The 16412-nt window shown below is 72.0% G+C and carries 11 protein-coding genes; 2 read left to right on the top strand and 9 right to left on the bottom strand.

The genetic code is table 11. From position 1 onward, the window contains the following. The first annotated feature begins 23 nt into the window (after window positions 1–23). Together WS89_RS18470 and WS89_RS18465 are read left to right on the top strand one after the other, a co-directional pair. On the top strand, window positions 24–416 hold the full coding sequence (locus WS89_RS18470) for an OsmC family protein (RefSeq protein ID WP_059792536.1): 393 nt from the start codon (window positions 24–26) through the stop codon (window positions 414–416). Window positions 417–447: 31 nt separating this feature from the next. After that, complete coding sequence (locus WS89_RS18465) at window positions 448–1332, top strand: pirin family protein (protein WP_059502094.1); 885 nt, start codon at window positions 448–450, stop codon at window positions 1330–1332. A gap of 67 nt (window positions 1333–1399) precedes the next feature. Here the strand turns inward: WS89_RS18465 and WS89_RS18460 are convergent, their stop codons facing one another. The 9 genes from WS89_RS18460 to bcsB are packed head-to-tail and all read right to left on the bottom strand — an operon-like array spanning window position 1400 to window position 16097. Continuing rightward, window positions 1400–1597: a hypothetical protein gene (locus tag WS89_RS18460; RefSeq protein WP_059502092.1), complete on the bottom strand. Its 198-nt coding sequence runs from the start codon at window positions 1595–1597 to the stop codon at window positions 1400–1402. After that, window positions 1579–3126, bottom strand: coding sequence for a cellulose biosynthesis protein BcsG (bcsG, locus tag WS89_RS18455; RefSeq protein ID WP_059792535.1), 1548 nt, complete (start codon window positions 3124–3126; stop codon window positions 1579–1581). The genes WS89_RS18460 and bcsG overlap by 19 nt, the downstream gene beginning before the upstream one ends. Before the next feature lie 27 nt (window positions 3127–3153). Further along, on the bottom strand, window positions 3154–5691 hold the full coding sequence (gene bcsA / locus WS89_RS18450) for a UDP-forming cellulose synthase catalytic subunit (protein WP_059792618.1): 2538 nt from the start codon (window positions 5689–5691) through the stop codon (window positions 3154–3156). After that, window positions 5688–6467, bottom strand: a complete 780-nt coding sequence (gene bcsQ, locus WS89_RS18445) for a cellulose biosynthesis protein BcsQ (protein WP_059792532.1) — start codon at window positions 6465–6467, stop codon at window positions 5688–5690. The genes bcsA and bcsQ overlap by 4 nt, the downstream gene beginning before the upstream one ends. Then, window positions 6464–6700 (bottom strand): hypothetical protein, encoded by a 237-nt coding sequence (locus WS89_RS18440; protein WP_059502086.1) that lies wholly within the window; start codon window positions 6698–6700, stop codon window positions 6464–6466. Before WS89_RS18440 ends, bcsQ begins: the two co-directional genes overlap by 4 nt. Then, window positions 6697–8649, bottom strand: a complete 1953-nt coding sequence (gene bcsE, locus WS89_RS18435) for a cellulose biosynthesis protein BcsE (protein ID WP_059792530.1) — start codon at window positions 8647–8649, stop codon at window positions 6697–6699. The genes WS89_RS18440 and bcsE overlap by 4 nt, the downstream gene beginning before the upstream one ends. A gap of 9 nt (window positions 8650–8658) precedes the next feature. Then, window positions 8659–12543 carry a cellulose synthase subunit BcsC-related outer membrane protein gene (locus WS89_RS18430; RefSeq protein WP_059792527.1) on the bottom strand — a complete coding sequence of 1295 codons (3885 nt, stop codon included), beginning with the start codon at window positions 12541–12543 and terminating at the stop codon, window positions 8659–8661. Further along, on the bottom strand, window positions 12528–13757 hold the full coding sequence (gene bcsZ, locus WS89_RS18425; RefSeq protein ID WP_059792525.1) for a cellulose synthase complex periplasmic endoglucanase BcsZ: 1230 nt from the start codon (window positions 13755–13757) through the stop codon (window positions 12528–12530). Before bcsZ ends, WS89_RS18430 begins: the two co-directional genes overlap by 16 nt. A gap of 3 nt (window positions 13758–13760) precedes the next feature. Further along, the gene (gene bcsB, locus WS89_RS18420) at window positions 13761–16097 is read right to left on the bottom strand and encodes a cellulose biosynthesis cyclic di-GMP-binding regulatory protein BcsB (RefSeq protein ID WP_059792523.1); all 2337 of its coding nucleotides are present in this window, start codon (window positions 16095–16097) and stop codon (window positions 13761–13763) included. Between the last annotated feature and the right edge of the window lie 315 nt (window positions 16098–16412).

Raw genomic sequence — 16412 nt, 5'->3', positions numbered from 1 at the left:
CCCTTTCCCCACCTGGAACCGCAATGAGCGAACTGTCCGTCGAAGCGAGCATCGGCCCGGTCGATTACCTCGTCCACTTCAGCGATGGCGTCCATCAGTGGCGCGCCGACGAACCCGCGTCGCTCGGCGGCGGCGATGCGGCGCCGACGCCGGTCGCGCTGCTGCTGTCGAGTCTCGGTGCGTGCACCGCGATCACGCTGAAGATGTACGCTCAACGAAAAGGCTGGCCGCTCGACGAAGTGCACGTGAAGCTCGCGCACGAAGCGGGCAGCGCGGGCAGCACGATCGTGCGCCGCATCACGCTCGACGGCGACCTGACCGGCGAGCAGCGCGAACGCCTGCTGCAGATCGCGAATGCCTGCCCGGTGCACAAGATCCTCACGCATCCGATCGCGATCGATACGGCGATCGCCTGACGCATTCCCCCTGACCACGACCCAGCCCACCATGTCCGCCTCGATCAAGACCCTGCTCACGCCGCGCGAAAGCGATATCGGCAACCTCGTCGTGCGGCGCGTGCTGCCCGCGCGCGCGGCGCGCCTCGTCGGCCCGTTCATCTTCTTCGACGAGATGGGGCCGGCCGTGTTGCCGGCCGGCCGCGGCATCGACGTGCTGCCGCATCCGCACATCGGGCTCGCGACCGTCACCTACCTGTTCGAGGGCTCGCTGATGCATCACGACAGCCTCGGCTTCCGGCAGAAGATCGTGCCGGGCGACGTGAACTGGATGACGGCCGGCCGCGGCATCGTGCATTCGGAGCGCTCGCCGGACGAGGATCGGCCGCACGAGCAGCCGGTGCACGGAATCCAGACCTGGGTCGCGCTGCCGGTCGAGCATGAAGACACCGCGCCCGCGTTCGTTCACCACGCGGCCCACACGCTACCGTCGTTCACGCGCGACGGCGTGACCGTGCGCGTGATCGCAGGCACCGCGTTCGGGCTCGCGTCGCCGGTCGCCGTGTTCTCGCCGACACTCTATGCGGTGGCCGAATTCGCGCCGGGCGCACGGCTCGCACTCGATGCGGAGCACGACGAACGCGGCGTGTATCTGGTCGATGGCGATCTCACCGTCGACGGCACGCCGCTCGCAAGCGCGACGATGGCCGTGCTCGAACCGGGCGCGACCGTCGCGCTCGCGAGCACGCACGGCGCACGCGTGATGCTGCTCGGCGGCGCACACCTGCCGGGCGAGCGGTTCATCGAATGGAATTTCGTGTCGAGCCAACGCGCGAAGATCGACGCCGCACGTGCCGCGTGGGCCGATCAGACGTTCGGCAAGGTGCCGGGCGAAGAAAGCGAATGGACGCGCCAGCCGGAACGCAAGACGCAATGAGCGTCCCGTCCCGACGCCCCGACGACGGCCGGCAGCCATTCCGGCCGTCGTGCCGATCGTCGTGCATTTACCGCTTCAATCCCATCAGCTTCGCGAGCGTCGGCCAGCGTTCGAGCGACGCGTCGAACGCGCGGCGCGCCTGTTCGTCGACGTAGCGCTCGGGATCGAGCGCGGGCAGATGCCGCGCGAGGCCGATCACGTCGTTCGGTTGCGACAGACGATCGTCGTCGCCTTCGCCGGTAATCGTTACTGTTCGTCGATCCATACGCCGTCCGGAGTCTTGACCGCGTAACCCGCGGCCGTCTGCATCGTCACCGTGCCCTCGTTCTCGCCGATCATCCGCGTACGCGGCAAATCGGCCGCGTATTGCGCGAGCGTCGCGCCGGGCTTGAACGGACTGTTCGACACGAGGTTCGACAGCAATTGCGCGAGCGCGAGGAAGCTGGTCGGCTGCTCGATCACGGTCGTCGCGCCGTGATTGCCGGCGAAACCGACGAGCCGCACGCCGACCGGCCCGTGCACGATGCGCGGCGTCGGAATCTCGCGCAGCCCCGCGACCTGGTTCTTGTCGCCGCGCAACGCGGCGCCGTGCTCGGGCACGAACACGATCACCGCGCGGCGGCCCGATTGCGCGATCAGGTCGGCAAGACGATCGAAGTCGGTCATCAGCTTCGTCGCGCGCTGCGGATACGAGTCGATGCTCGTCAGCGCGCTGCCGACCACGCGGTTGCCGTCGTGCAGGCTGATCGTGTTGTAGTACAGCGCGACCGGCCCCGGCACCGCCGCGCGCTGCGCGTACCAGTTCGCGAGCGTCGCATAGTCGTCCTTGATCGCCGAGCCGTCGAACGCGTGCATCGCGACCGGCGCGGCCGCGTTCGAGATCATCGGCGCATCGGCCACGCCGATGTTGTCGTGGATCACCTGCAGGAAATTGTCGAAATGGCCGTCGTGGTTCAGCAGCGACTGCACCGTGTAGCCGGCGCCCGCCAGTTGCGAGAACAGGTGGCACTGTTGCGGCGCGGGCTTGTACAGGTCCGCATGCGCTTCCTGCCCGCAGCTCGCGCGCAGCACGCGGATTGCCGCCGGGCCGCTGTAGCTCGCGGCCGTGCTGAAGTTCGTGAACAGGTAGTCGAAGTGGCTCAGCATCGGATGGTTGCGCACCTTCGCCGCATCGAGGTCGTCCCACGACAGCGAGCAGATGTGCAGCACGATCACGTCGAACTGCGCGGCCGGATCGCTGCCGAGATGGCCGAACGCGACCTGCCGCTGCGACTCCTGCGTGCGGAACGTCGCGAGCGCCGCGTTGCGATCCTCGGGCTGGTCGACGCGGGTGGCGCTCGCCTGCTGCTGGGCCGGCGCGGCGACGCGCGCCATCAGCCCGCTGCCGGCCTGCCACAGCGGCATCGCGACCAGCGCGACCACCACGAACGTCGCGACGCGCAGCCAGCGGTTGACGATGAAATAGACGATCAGCACGCCGACGATCGTCAGCGCCAGCACGGGCGGCAACAGGCGCGGCAACAGCTCCATCCAGTAGTCGAGGCGGAACGTGCTGACCTCGCGCGCGGCCTCCGCGAGACGGGCGAGCGGGGGCGCATGCAGCTCGCGCGCGAGCAGCGGCACCGCGATCGCGATCGCCGCGACCTGCCGGACGATGCGCCACGCGCGCGACCCCAGCGGCGCGCTCGCCGCCAGCGCCACCGCGAACGCGAGGTTCGCGAGCCAGAACGGCTGCAGGTGCCCGGTCGCGAACAGCGCGAACTTCAGGATGAAATACAGATTCCAGAACGTCATCTAACCCACTCCATGATGCGTGCCGCGTCAGTCGCGCGCGCGATCGAGTTTCGGCGCGAGCATGGCCTGCAGGCCGCGCACCGCACCCTTCCACATCCGTACATAGCCGTCCAGCCCGATCCGCAGCACTTCCTTGAGTCCGCCGAGCGGCGTGTCGGGCCGCGCGCCTTCGTGCCAGTCGAGCCACGCATCCGCGCGGCCGAACGTGCATTGCACGAGCTGGCGCTCCTGCTCGAGCGTCAGTTCCTCGAAGCTCACGCCGACGTGGGTCGGCGTCGCACGGGTCACGCGCACCGGGAACGGAAACGCGCGGTCGCCGCGCGTCACGCACACCGTCAGCGTGTCGCCGACGGCGAGCGGCAGCCCCGGCACCGCTTCGAGGCCGAGGCCACCGGTCGAGTAGTCGCTCGTGAAGCATGCGGCGGTCGAGCCGTCGGCGAGCAGCAGCATCGCCGGCACGCGCATCGCGATCCGGTGCGTGACGCGCACCTGCTTCGTCTCGCGCGCGACGGCCAGCGCCGCACCGAGCATCGCGAGGTTGTACACGGTCCAGCCGAGCGTGATCAGGATCGTCGACGCCTCGTCGCCATGCTCGGTCACGAGCCGCCACAGGCCGGCGACGATCGCGAGCACGTTCAGCGCGAACAGCACGAGATACGGCTTCGACGTCGACCAGTCGACGTAACCTTCGTCGATCTTGCCGCCCTTGTCGGTCACGTTGAACTTGCCGTGCTTCGGGCTGAAGAACGCGACGGTGGTCGGCAGCGCGATGTACCACGCGAGCACCGATTCGTAGACCTCGGCCCAGAACGAATGCCGGTAGCGCCCCTGCATCCGCGAATTCGCGATGTTCGCGAGCACGAGATACGGGATCACGTAGCTCGCGAGCGCGAGCGACGACGCGTTGATGAAGTACAGGTGGAAGAACAGGTATGCGAGCGGGATCGTCAGGAATACCAACCTCGGAATCCCGTAGAAGAAATGCAGCATCGCGTTGCCGTAGCAGATCCGCTGGATCAGGCCGAGCCCGCGCCCGAGGAACGGGTTGTCGATGCGGAAGATCTGCGCCATCCCGCGCGCCCAGCGCGTGCGCTGCTTCACGTGGCCGGCGAGGCTCTCGGTCGCGAGGCCGGCCGCCTGCACGGTCGGCAGGTACGCCGACGTGTAGCCGCGCCGATGCAGCTTGAGCGCCGTATGCGCATCCTCGGTCACGGTCTCGACCGCGACGCCGCCGACCTCTTCCAGCGCGCTGCGCTTGAGCACCGCGCACGATCCGCAGAAGAACGTCGCGTTCCACAGGTCGTTGCCCGACTGCACGAGGCCGTAGAACAGGTTGCCCTCGTTCGGCACCTCGCGGAACGTGCCGAGGTTGCGCTCGAACGGATCGGGCGAGAAGAAATGGTGCGGCGTCTGCACGAGCGCACACTTCGGGTCGCGCAGGAACACGCCCATCGTCGTCTGCAGGAACGAGCGCGTCGGCACGTGATCGCAGTCGAAGATCGCGATGTACTCGCCGTGCGTTTGCGGCAGCGCACGGTTGATGTTGCCGGCCTTCGCGTGACGGTTGTCGTCGCGCGTCAGATAGTCGATGCCGGCCTCGGCCGCGAACGCCGCGAACGCCGGACGCCGGCCGTCGTCGAGCAGGTACACGCGCAGCTTCGCGCTCGGCCAGTCGATGCTCTGCGCGGCGAACACCGTCGGCTTCACGACCGACAGCGGCTCGTTGTAGGTCGGGATATAGACGTCGACGGTCGGCCAGGTGTCCGGATCGTCGGGCAGCGGCACGATCGGCCGGTCGAGCGGCCACGCAGTCTGCACGAAGCCGAGCAGCAGGATCATCCACGTATAGGCTTCGGCGCCGTACAGCAGATAGCCGGCGACGGCTTCGACCGGGCCGCGGAAATCGAGCGTCTGGGTCGTGCGCCACCACACGTAGCGCACGGCCGCCAGCAGCGCGAGCGACGCGAGCGCGAGGGTCGGCAGGTGGCCGGGCAGCCGGCGCAGCGCGAGCGCGAGCACCGCGACGATCGCGAAGAACGCGAACTGCGCGCCGGGCATCAGCGGCGACATCCCGGCCGCCGCCCACAGCACCGCGCCGGCCGCGAGCAGCAGCGGCGCGAGCCAGCGGCGCCGGCCGACGCCGTTCGCGCGCGCATCGAGCCAGCCGCCCCAGCGCGCCCACGGCAGACGCTCGAGCATCGCGTCGACGCGCCGCCCGAGCGCGCGCCCGGCCACGTAGACGGGCACCACGAACGTGTCGAACCACGCGAGCGGATCGTGCACGGGACGGCCGTCGGCCGCGCGCGGAGCGCGCACGATCGCGCGCCACAGCCATTCGCGCACGCTGAGCGGCTGCAGCACGCCCCAGTCTCGTGCGAGCCTCAGGAACGCGACGCGCACCCAGCGGCGCACGCGATCGGGCCGGCCGGGCGGCGGTGCGTGGAAGAACAGCCGCACCAGCCAGTCCACCCGCGTGCGTTCCGCCGGCAGCCCGATGCCGCGCGCGCACCAGTCGGCCGCCCGACGGCCGAACGCGCGCAGTCGCGACGCGAGCGCGGCCTTCATCGCGCCGCTCCGGCACGGCCCGCGACGGCCGCCGTGAGCCATGCATCGACCCAGTTCGCGACGCCGTTCAGGTCGTGCGATGCCTGCGAATAGGGCGCGTCGTCGAAGATCCAGCTGCCGCGCGCGAGCGCTTCGGGCACCGCCGCGTCGACGTGGATGCGCTGCTCGAGCATCGATGCCGGCCCCGCGACCGCGCGCAGCATCGCCAGCGCGTCGCGCTGCATGTCGCGCGCCGGGTTCAGCCGGTTCACGACGATCTGCAGTTCGCCGCGGCCGGCCCGCAACGCGCCGAGCCGCGCGGCCGTCGTCGCGCAGGCGGCCGGCTCGGGCGGCACGACGACGAGCGTCAGGTCCGCGCACCGGATCGCCTGCCCGGCCTGCGGCGACGGATAACGGGCGGTGTCGATCAGCACGACGCCGTCGGGCGGCAACGCGATCTCGTCGAGCGCGCGCGACAGCCAGGCCGGATCGGCCGCGAGCCGCGCATCGCACGCGGCAGCCCCGGCCGCATCGACCTGCCCGTACGGCACGAACAGCACGCCGTCGGTGTTGCGCCACGTGTGCGCGTGCCACGGCTCGGCGCCGCCCAGCAGGCTGTGCGCGAGACCGTGTTCGGCCAGCGTGTCGAGGCCGAGCGCCGCGCCCATCAGGTTCTGTGCATCGAATTCGACGGCGACGACCGGCCGGCCGCGGCGCGCGAGCAGCACCGCGAGCGCGGCGGCGAGCGTCGTGCGGCCCGCGCCGCCCGTCGTCGAAGTAACGGCGATCGTCTTCATCGTGCCGCCTCGCTGTCGCGGTTGTCGCGGTTGTCGCGATCATCGCCGCCGGCGCCCGGCAGCAGGCGGCCGCGCAGCACGACCGGCACGAGTTCGCACGGTACCGCGTCGCGCCGGTCGATGCCGCGCGGCGCGGAAAAGCCGCGGCCGATGCCGAGGTGCTGCGCGACGATCCACACCGGCACCGCAATCGCGATACCGACGACGAAGCCGATGACGAGGTCGGCGATCATGCGTCCTCCTGCTTGCGCAGCGGCATCGCGCTGCGGACGGCGCCGCGCGCACGCGCGGCGGGAACGACGGGGTCCGGCGCCGCGGGGGCGACGGGGGGCGCGGGCACCTGCGGCACGCCGATCGCGTCGAGCGCGACGACGGTATCGATCGCATCGATCGCATCGCTCACCTCGCTCGCGTCGGGCAACGCCGAGCCGCGAGCGGCGCGCGCGCCGCCCGCCGGCTGCGTCGCCGCGAACACGTCGCTGTAGTCGGCGATCGGCGCACGCCGGTTCTCGGCCGTCAGCGCGTCGAGCTCGGTGTCGATGCTGCCCTGTCCGAGGCATACGACGCGGTCGGACAGCGTATCGACCGGCACGTCGAAGATCCGCGCGAGCGCGTCGTCGGCGTCGACCGGCTCGCACGCGAACAGGAACACGAACAGGTGTCCGGCATCGGCCGTCACGATGTCGCCCGTGCGGCGCGGCCGGCAGTGTCGCAGCGCGTCGACGTGCGACACGCCCGGCAACAGCGCGAGCTTCGCGAGCGTATGCGGCAGCGCGAGCACCGCGCCGCGGTCGAGCACCGCGCGAACCCGCTGGCAGAACGCGCCGACCGGCAGATAGCCGAGCACCGAATCGCCGAGCGCGGCCGCGAGCGCCGCACGATAGTCGGCCGCGACGGGCCGCGCGTAAAGCTGGCCGTGCAGCGCGTGCACGGCGGCCTGCATCCGCGAGGCGGGCAGATCGCGCGCGACGACGCGGTTCGCGCCGACGCTCAGCACGAGCACCTCGAACTGCTGGCGCAGCACCTCGCCGCGCTCGACGACCGCGATCTTCAGCGCGCCGCCGCACTGCCGGCGCAGCGCGTGCACGTCCGCGCACAGCGCTTCGAGTTGCGGATGCGAACGGAACGCGAGCACCGCGGTGGCGGCCTGCGCATGCGCGCACGCGGCGACGACGGCCGCGTTGTCGTCGACGATTTCCCAGCCGTCCGGCACGCGGCTCGCACCGTCGAGCACCGCGCGGCTGACCACCACGCGATCCTCGTCGTGCGCGAGCTTCATCCGCCGCGCCGGTTCGGTCGCGCCGCCATCGACGTTCGCCGACAGCCGGCCGCCCGGCGCGAAGCGCAGCGGCCGCACCTCGCCGGCTGCGAGCGTGTCGCCCGCGCGCCAGAAATCGACGACCCACAGCAGCTCGCCGTGCGTGCGCTGCAACTGCGCGACGCCCGAACAGATACCGTGGAAGTCGCCGCGCTGCGTGCGATCCGCATCGCGCACGAGCGGCGCATCGTCGGCGCGGGCGGCACCGCCCGCACGGGTCGCTTCCGGGTCGAGCAAAAGCACGAGCGCGATCCGGCGCGCGCGGCACCAGTCGGCCAGTGCGTACGCTTCGTCCGCGAGCGCGGCCGGATCGTCCCAGCTGAACCAGCGCTGTGCGCCTTCCACGAAATACAGCGAACGCGCATGCAGCCCGTAGCGCTTCATCGCGCGCAAGCCGCCGGTCAGCCGCGCGAACGCGCCCGGCGCCGCGCGGCGCGGCGCGTTGCCGGCCAAGCCGGCGTCGGCGCCGTCGCCGGCCGGCTGGGCCGCCGCCGGCATCGCCAGCACGTTCAGGTTGCGCGGCCAGCCGGCCGGCTGCGCGCCTCCCGCGAAACCGAGCGATGCCATCTGCGCGGCGACGCGCGCCGGATCGCGCGCCAATACGATCGTGACGTCGCGCGTGCGCGCCTGGCGCGCGCTTTCCCATACGAGCGCATCGCATGCCGGCGTGCCGCCGGCCGCGTAGATCGCATAAAGGCCGCCGGCTTCCAGTTGCGTCCACGTGTCGGGCAAACCGTCGATCGCGAGCCGGCTCAATGCGCCGGCGCGGCCGCCCCCCGGCCCCACGCGCAACAGCGCGCGCAGGCGGTCGGCCAGGCCGGTGGCGCCGGGCGCGGAGCGGGTGGCATCGAATTCCGTATTCACGACGTTCCCCTAGTAATCCGAATAAAGCCGCACGGGCGTCGGCGTCACGAGCCAGTTGCGCGGTGCGCGTGCGGCGAACGCGTAGCGCAGGTAGACGAGCGCCCAGCTCGGCGCATAGTCGTGCGACCGATCGACGTGCAACTGCGCGCCGACGCTCAGGTGCGGGTTCACGCGATATTCGACGATGCCGTTCACGCCGTACGAGAACGACACGCCGCGCGTCGAACTGCCCGCGTACACGAACCCGGCCGCCACCTGCTCGGCGCGCTGATCGGAGAACGTCGGGTAATACGGCGAATCCTTCTCGTAGCTGTTCGAGATCCCGCCCGTGACGGTCAGGTCCCACGACAGCGCATCGTGCCGCCCCGCCCATTCGATCGGCACGCCGAGCGACAGATAGCGCTGCGGACTGTAGTAACCGCCCTGCCCGTACGTGTAGTAGCGCAGGTTCTGCGCGTAGTGCCACGCATTGCCGACGAGCCCGGTGCTGACCTTCATCGTCGCGCGCTCGTACACGGGCACCGTGAAGCCGGTGCGCAGCGTGGCTTCCGCATTGCGTTCGACGTTGCGGCCGGACAGCACGCCCGCACCGAGTTCCGCGAACAGGTTCGTGCGGCCGACGTCGACCGACGCGCGCAGGCTCACGCCGTCGCGGCGCACGCCGCCCCACACCGCGCCCGTCCACGGGTCGCGCATCCCCGCGTACGACAGCACGCTGCTCGTTTCCGGCCGCCGTGATGCATTCGCGGAGAAGCTCGCGGGGCCCGCGTCGAAGCGATAGCGCACGCCGCCGACGAGGTAATGCACCGGAAAGCCGAGCGGCGACGTGCCGAGATCGACGCGCCACGCATCCGACAGATAGCCGGCACCGAGCGCGACGCCCGTCGTCGACTGGTGCAGCGAGCCCGGCGGATTCGCGAGCAGCGCGGGGGCCGGCGGATTCGTCCGTGCCCTGAGCGCCGCATAGGTGCCGAACGTCTTCAGCGAATACGCGTCCGGATCGCTCGTGTCGAGCGTGCCAGGGTCGAGATGCACGGTGTCGATCTGCGCGAACACGTGCCCGTCGTAGCGGATCGGCATCTGCAGGTAGATCGGCACCTGCTGCGCGCGATACGACGAGATGCCTTCGTCCCCCGATTTGTATGCGGGCATCCAGCCGGTCTCGATCTCGGGATTGCGCCGCTGCTCGAGTTCCGCGAACGCGGCCTGCGCGGGCGTGAGCCCGTCGCGGCCCGGGCTCACGCCCGTCGTGCGTTCCTGCGACCGCGACAGCCGGTACAGCGACGCCGCGTCGTCATAGCGGCCCTGCGTCTCGGCCACACGCCCGGCCGCGACCGTCACGTCGGCGCGGGTCGGATACGCGGCCTGCAGCCGCTCGGTCACCGGCGCGGCGTCGTCCGGGCTACGCAGCGCGTTCAGGCGGCGCACGGCCGACAGTTGCGTGTCGACGTCGTCGTCCGGCGTGCGCGCCAGCACGGCCAGCACGCGCTCGCGCGCGGCGGCACGGTTGCCGCTGTCCTCGTCGATCCGCGCGAGCGCGAGCTGCGTATCGGCGTCGTCCGGCGTGTGCGCCACGACCGGCCCGAGCGCCTCGCGCGCGGCGCCGTAATGGCCCTGCGCGCGTTCGAGATCGGCGAGTTCGAGCGCGTAACGCTTGTCCGCCCGGCCGGCCGGGCTCGCGCGATCGAGCAGCATGCGCGCCCGTGCATAGTCCTGTCGCGCGATCGCATCGTCGGTCTGCCGCAGCACGAGCCGCAGCGACTGGTCCTCGAGCCGCGCCGTCTGCGCGGGCGTCAGCGCCGGGTCGCGGCGCAGCGTGTCGAGCCACGCGGCGAGCGCATCGTCGCGCCCGGCGCTGCCGAGCAGGTCGCCGTAGCGCAGCCGCACGTCCGCGTCGGCTTCGCGCGGATGCGCGGCGATCCAGTCGTGCAGCGGCGCGAGGCCGCGCTCGGGTTCGCCCGCGTCGATCCACTGCGCGCCGATCGCGGCGAGCATGTCGGGATCGTCCGGCGCGCTCGCCTGCGCGTGCGCGAGCGTGGCGGCGAATGCCGCGCGGTCGCCCCGGGCATGCGCGCCGCGCGCGTCGGCCAGCGCGCTTTCGGCATCGAGCTTGCGCGCCAGCGCGCGCATGCCGTCCGAACGGTGCGCATCGTCGATCGGCGCGAGCGCGGCCTGCGCGCCCGCGACATCGTCGAGCGAGTTGCGGTACAGCGCGCTCGCGTAGCGCATCTCGGGCGTGTCGCTCCGTGTGAGCCCGTCGTCCATCACCGTGCGGCCGAGCTGCGGCAGCCCCATGTCGCGATAGAGGCGCGCGAGCGCGAAGCGCGTCCACGGCGCGTCGGGCGCCGCGCGCACGGCCGCCTCGTAGCGTTGCGCGGCCGGCCCGCGTGCGCCCTTGTCGGCCAGCGCACGCGCCTCCTTCGCGAGCAGGTCGCCGCGCAGGCCGTCGAGCGCGCGACGATCGTCGGTGCCCGTCACGCGCCCTTGCAGCGCGTCGAGCAGCGGGCCGATCCGGTCCGCACGGCCGGTGTTTTCATACAGCGTGGCCGTGTCGCGCACGGCCGACAGGCTCGGCGAGCGTGCGGCCAGCAAGCCGCGCAGCAGCGGCTCCGCCTGCGCCCAGTCGCGCTGCGCGAGCAGCGCATCGGCGAGCTGCAGCTTCGCGTCCGGGTTGTCCGGCTGCATCGCGCGCGCCGCACGTGCGGCGCGTTCGGCATCCTTCGGGCGGCCCGCGCTGGCCGCTTCGCGGCCTTGGGCAAGCAGCCCCCAGAACTGCGCGGTACGCGCGAGGCCCAGCCATTTGCCGCGTTGGTCGGTCGCACGCGTCGCGGCCCGCGCGAACAGCGCGCGCGCTTCGTCGTGCCGCCCTTCGCGCAGACGCAGCAAGCCGAGCCCGCCCAGCGCATCGGCGTCGTCCGGGCGCGAGCGCGCGGCGCGCGCGAGCAGCGGATCGGCGGCGGCCAGGTCGCCGCGCGCGAGCGCCTGCAACCCGCGCTGCTGCGCGATGTAGTCGGGATCGCGTTCGAGCCGGCGCTGCGCATCGCGCTGCCGCTCGAGGCCGGCGGCGCGATCGCGGAATTCGGTGTCGTCCGGTGCGAGCGCGAGATAGGCCTGCAGCGCATCGAGATACGCCGGGTCGCTGCCGGCCGACTGCAGCACGCGCCGCCACAGCGCCATCGCTTCCGTATGGTCCGCGTCGGCGCGTTTCGCGAGCGACGCTGCGATCCGGTTCGCTTCCGCGCGCGTGTCGTCGCGCTGGTTCAACAGCCGCGCGAGCGCGACCGATGCGCTCGTGTCGCGCGGATCGGCGGCGACCGCGCGGCGCAGCGCGGCGATCGCCGGCGCGCGCCCGCCCGGCGCATTCGACACGATCTGGTAATACTCGGCGCCGAGCGCCCCCGCCGGCGCGCCGTTCGGAAACAGCGCGACGATCCGCCGGGCCGCCTCGTCGGCGCGGCCGCTACGCGCGAGCAGCCGGATCTGCGCCATCTCGCCGCGCCCGCTCGTCGCGACGCGGTATTCGTCGGCCACCCGCCGCGTCGCAGGCGCATTCGGCGCCTGCGCCTGCAGCCGCGCCAACGACGCCTGCGCGCCTTTCGCGTCGCCGAGCCGCAGCAGCACGCGCACCTGTTCGGCCAGCAGCTCGGGATCGCCCGGCGCGATCAGCAGGCCCTTGCGCAGCGCATCGCGGGCGAGATCGTCGCGATGCTTGATGCCCCACATCCGCGCGGTATCGAGCTCGCGCCGCGCATCGGCCGCAGCCGAGGCCGCCGGTGCCGCGGGGTTCGCCATCGCCGCGCCCGACGCCACGCCCGGCGCCGCCGCGCACACCGACGACGCGAGCCACGCGAATCCCGCGACGTGAGGCACGGCGCACTTCAGCGGGCGGCGCACGAACGGCCTCCCCAGCGGGTGTCGAGCGTGCCGTCCGCCCCGAACCGGTAGCGGCCGTCGCGCCAGCCGAGGCCGAACAGCGTCAGCACGCTGGTGTAATAGCCGGGCGCCGACTGGCGCGCGAGCGTGTCGACGCGGGCTGCCTGCGCATCCGCGAGCGCGTGCTGGCCGCGTGCGTCGAGAAACGGCACGGCCGCCGCGGAGAATCCGCCGTTGCCGTCGTTCGGCCCCGCGACGCCCGTCGTCGTATCGACCCGCTCCGGCGGCGCGCCGTGCGCGGCGATATGGTCGGCGAACGGCGCGAAGCGCGCGAGCAGCGGCGCGGCGAGCGGATCGGCACGGTCCAGCATGCCGGCCCACAAGTACACGCGGATCGCGTTGTAAGCGCTCTGCGCCTGCGTGTCCGGATCGGGCCCGAAACCCATGCCCGCGCGATACAACGCCCAGTCGGGCGAGAAGCCTTTCGGCGCGGTGTCGAGCAGCACGCGTCCGGTGCTGGATGCCAGCGCGGCCCAGCGACGGTCGTCGGGCAGCCGCGCGCCGAGCGCGCGGATCACCTGCGGCGGCGAATAGCTCGGATTCACGCGCCATTGGCCGTTGGCCAGCTTGAACCCGGTCGGCCCCGGCAGCAGCGTGAGGCCGAGGCCCGGCACGGTCGCCGTCTCGGTGTCGAGCACGCGCTTCGCGAGCAGCGCGCCGCGCGCCGTATAGCTGCGCTCGTGCCACAGCCGTCCGGCCTCGACGAGCGCATACGCGATCCACAGGTCGGCGTCCGACGCCGCGTTCGCGTCGAGCACGCGCCACGCGCCGTCGGGCGCGCGGCCCCACAGCCACGCCGGCAGATGCGCGCTCAGGTCGCCCTGCGCGAGGTTGTTCTCGGTCCATGCGAGGATCGTGTCGAACACGCGCCGATCGTTCGCGACCAGCGCGAAGAAAAGTCCATACGCCTGCCCCTCCGATACCGTGCGCGAATCGGCCGAGCCGACATCGATCACGCGGCCGTCCGCCGAGACGAAATCGCGCTTGAACGCCTCCCAGCGCGGCCACGCCGCGCCGCATCCCGCGCCCACCGCATCGGCTGCGCCGGCCCCCGCGGCGTGCGCGCGCGTGGCCATGCCAGCCGCCGCGCACGTCATCGCGACCGCCAGCGCGAGCGTCGCGCCGGCACGCCGCGCCGGCTGCGTTGCCCGTCGCTTCGTCATTGCCCGCGCCATCCGTTACATCCCCCGTCGACGCGCGGCGATTCGCTGCAGCACGCTGAACACGCCGAGCGCGAGCAGCAGCCCGGCGACGACGCCGACCGCGCCGAGCACGACCGGATGCCGCGCCGCCTGCGTCCACACGCGCGCATACCACGGCACGAAGCCGACCACGTACGGCTCGCCAACCCGCAAGCTGTCGACCTGCCCCGGCCGCACCAGCGCGAGGTCGCCCTGCAACTGCGACACGAGCCCGGCGTTCTCGAACACGTCGAGCAGATCGCCGAGGCGCCGCTGGTCGGTCGCCGTCAGCGCGACGACGCTGCGGCCGCGGCTGCCCGGCAGCTCGAACCCGGCGAGCGCCGCGAGCGGGCCGGTCTGTTCGACGTGCGCGCCGCCGTCGGCGACGCCTACGCCGTTGCGCCAGTGCTCCTTCACCGTGAACGCCACGCGCGTCGCGCCCGCGCCACCCGCACCGCCCTGCTCGCCGATCGCGAGCGGCAGCGCCGCGCCCCAGTGCGCGAGCAGCGGCGACGCCGGCGAGCCGTCGATCACGAGCAGATCCTTATGCCCCGACAGCGCGGCGACGTCGCCGGGCCGCGCGACCTGCACGCGCAGCGCCGGAAAGCCGGTCCATTCGCCCATGTGGCCGAGCATCGTCAGGTAGGCCTCGAGCTCCTGCGGCGACGGCCGGTCGGGCATCACGACGGCCGTTTGCGACAGGTCCGCGAAGCGCGTGAACGGGAAGCCGCTGTTCGCGAAGAACGCGAGATTCGGCAATTGCGCGTAATGGACGAAATGCGAGAAGTCGATCGTCGAATCGGGATCGATCGCCGCGCGCTGCGGCTCGGTGGCCGTGCTCGAACACAGGCCCGTCTTCTGCGAATCGAGCGTGAAGCGGAACTGCAGCTGATTGCCGCTGCCGACGCGGAACGCGGGAATGTCGACGTCGCTCGTCACGCGCCCTTCCGGCACCGCCAGCAGCGGCAGCTGCATGCGACCGTGCGCGTCCTCCGCATGAGCCGGCCCGAGCCGGTAAGACTTCACGAGCTGATCGTTGATCTCGACCGCGAGCGTCGAATTGTCCTGCACGGTCGGCGCCGTATAGCGGTAGCGCAGCGTGATCGGCACGCCCGCGCCGTTCCACGAATGCAGATCGGCCGGCACGCGCAGGTTCAGCCGGATCGCGTCGGGCGTCGTGCCGCGCACTTCCAGCTGGCGCGGGTCGTTCACGAGTTCGCGGAACGCGATCGGCCGATTCACCGGCAGCCAGCGCGGCGCGTCGTACGGCTTGCGCGGCGCGCCGAGATCGACGTGCGCGACCGTCGCCGCCGGTCCCGACAGCGCCGCGCGGCCGAGCACGAGCGTCGCGACCGCGTCGTCGACCTCGGCCGCCGTGCGGCCCGTGACGACCAGCAGCTTGCGGCCCGGCGCGGCCGGGTTGTCGGCGACCGCGAGCAGCGGGCCGCCCACCGGCGGCAGCGCGAGACCGGCCGGCAGCGTCGCGGCCGTGCCGACCACGACGGCCTGATCGTCGGCCGGCAGCGCGGCCGACACCGGGAAGCGCGCATGCCGGTAGTCGGCCAGCGCGCCGAACCACGACGCGAGCACGCCCGCGCTGCGCAGCGTCGCCGAATCGGGCGTGGCCGGCAGCACGAACGGCAGCCGCACGCGGCCGTTGTCGCGCCGGTCGAAGAACGGCGCGGGCAGCAGCGCGAGATCGTTCGGCAAGCGCACCGGCGATTCGTCGAGGATCAGCTCGCTCGTCGGGCTCACGTCCGCCCACAGCGCCGAGTTCGCCGGATCCTCGCAGTGATCGAGCGTGTAGTGCGCGATCAGGCGCAGGCCGATCTGGTTGAAATCGGAAAAGTAGCGCGGATCGATCGGGATCTCCTGCGTCACCGTGCGGCCCGCACGCACGGCGTCGAACGGGACGGTCGCGATCACCTCGCCGTTCATCGACACCTTCAGGTGCGACAGCGGGAACACCAGCGACGGCGAATACGCGTAGGTCAGGCGCAACCGCGCGCCCGTGATCACGCGATCGAGCCGCACGCCGGCGTTGATCGTGCGAGCGTCGTCGGCGCCGCGCAGGCGGAGCGGATCGAACGCGCCGAGCGACGCGAACGGCACATGCACGGTCGTCGCCGGCAGGCCGGCGGCCGACGCGCTGGCCGCCGTCGGCGCCGCCGCGGGCACCGCGGCCGGTGCTGCATCGGGCGCCGCCGCGTGACCGGCAGCGACCGCCGAAGCGGCGGCGGGGGCGGCCGGCATCGGCGCGGCAGACAGCACGGCCGCGTGGAAAGCGCCGGTCATCGCGGCCGCCAGGACGAACAGCGACACGGCCGGCTTCATGCGCCGCTCCGCTGCGTCACGATCGTCCGGTCATCCTGCGCGTCGAAATCGACACGCGCAAAGCAGCTATGCCCGTGAGTGCGCATCCCCTCTGCTTCCCCTCATATATGTTGCGCGTCGTGTAACGCGGATATGGCCTGATTGATTTATCGGAACGACGCGGCGGATTCTTCAATGATCCGTTCGTCGCGTGGCGAAGCGCCTGGCACCGGCGCCCGCCCATTCGTCACACTATCTCAAAAATAGAACGAAACTCACCGCGATTCGCGACTGAGAAGCGAAAAAACCTCAATTCGGTCGGAAATGTTGCGCAGG

The sequence above is a fragment of the Burkholderia sp. MSMB1072 genome, from assembly GCF_001524725.1.
In the GTDB taxonomy this organism is placed as follows: domain Bacteria; phylum Pseudomonadota; class Gammaproteobacteria; order Burkholderiales; family Burkholderiaceae; genus Burkholderia.
This window is presented reverse-complemented; position numbering and strand designations above follow the sequence as displayed.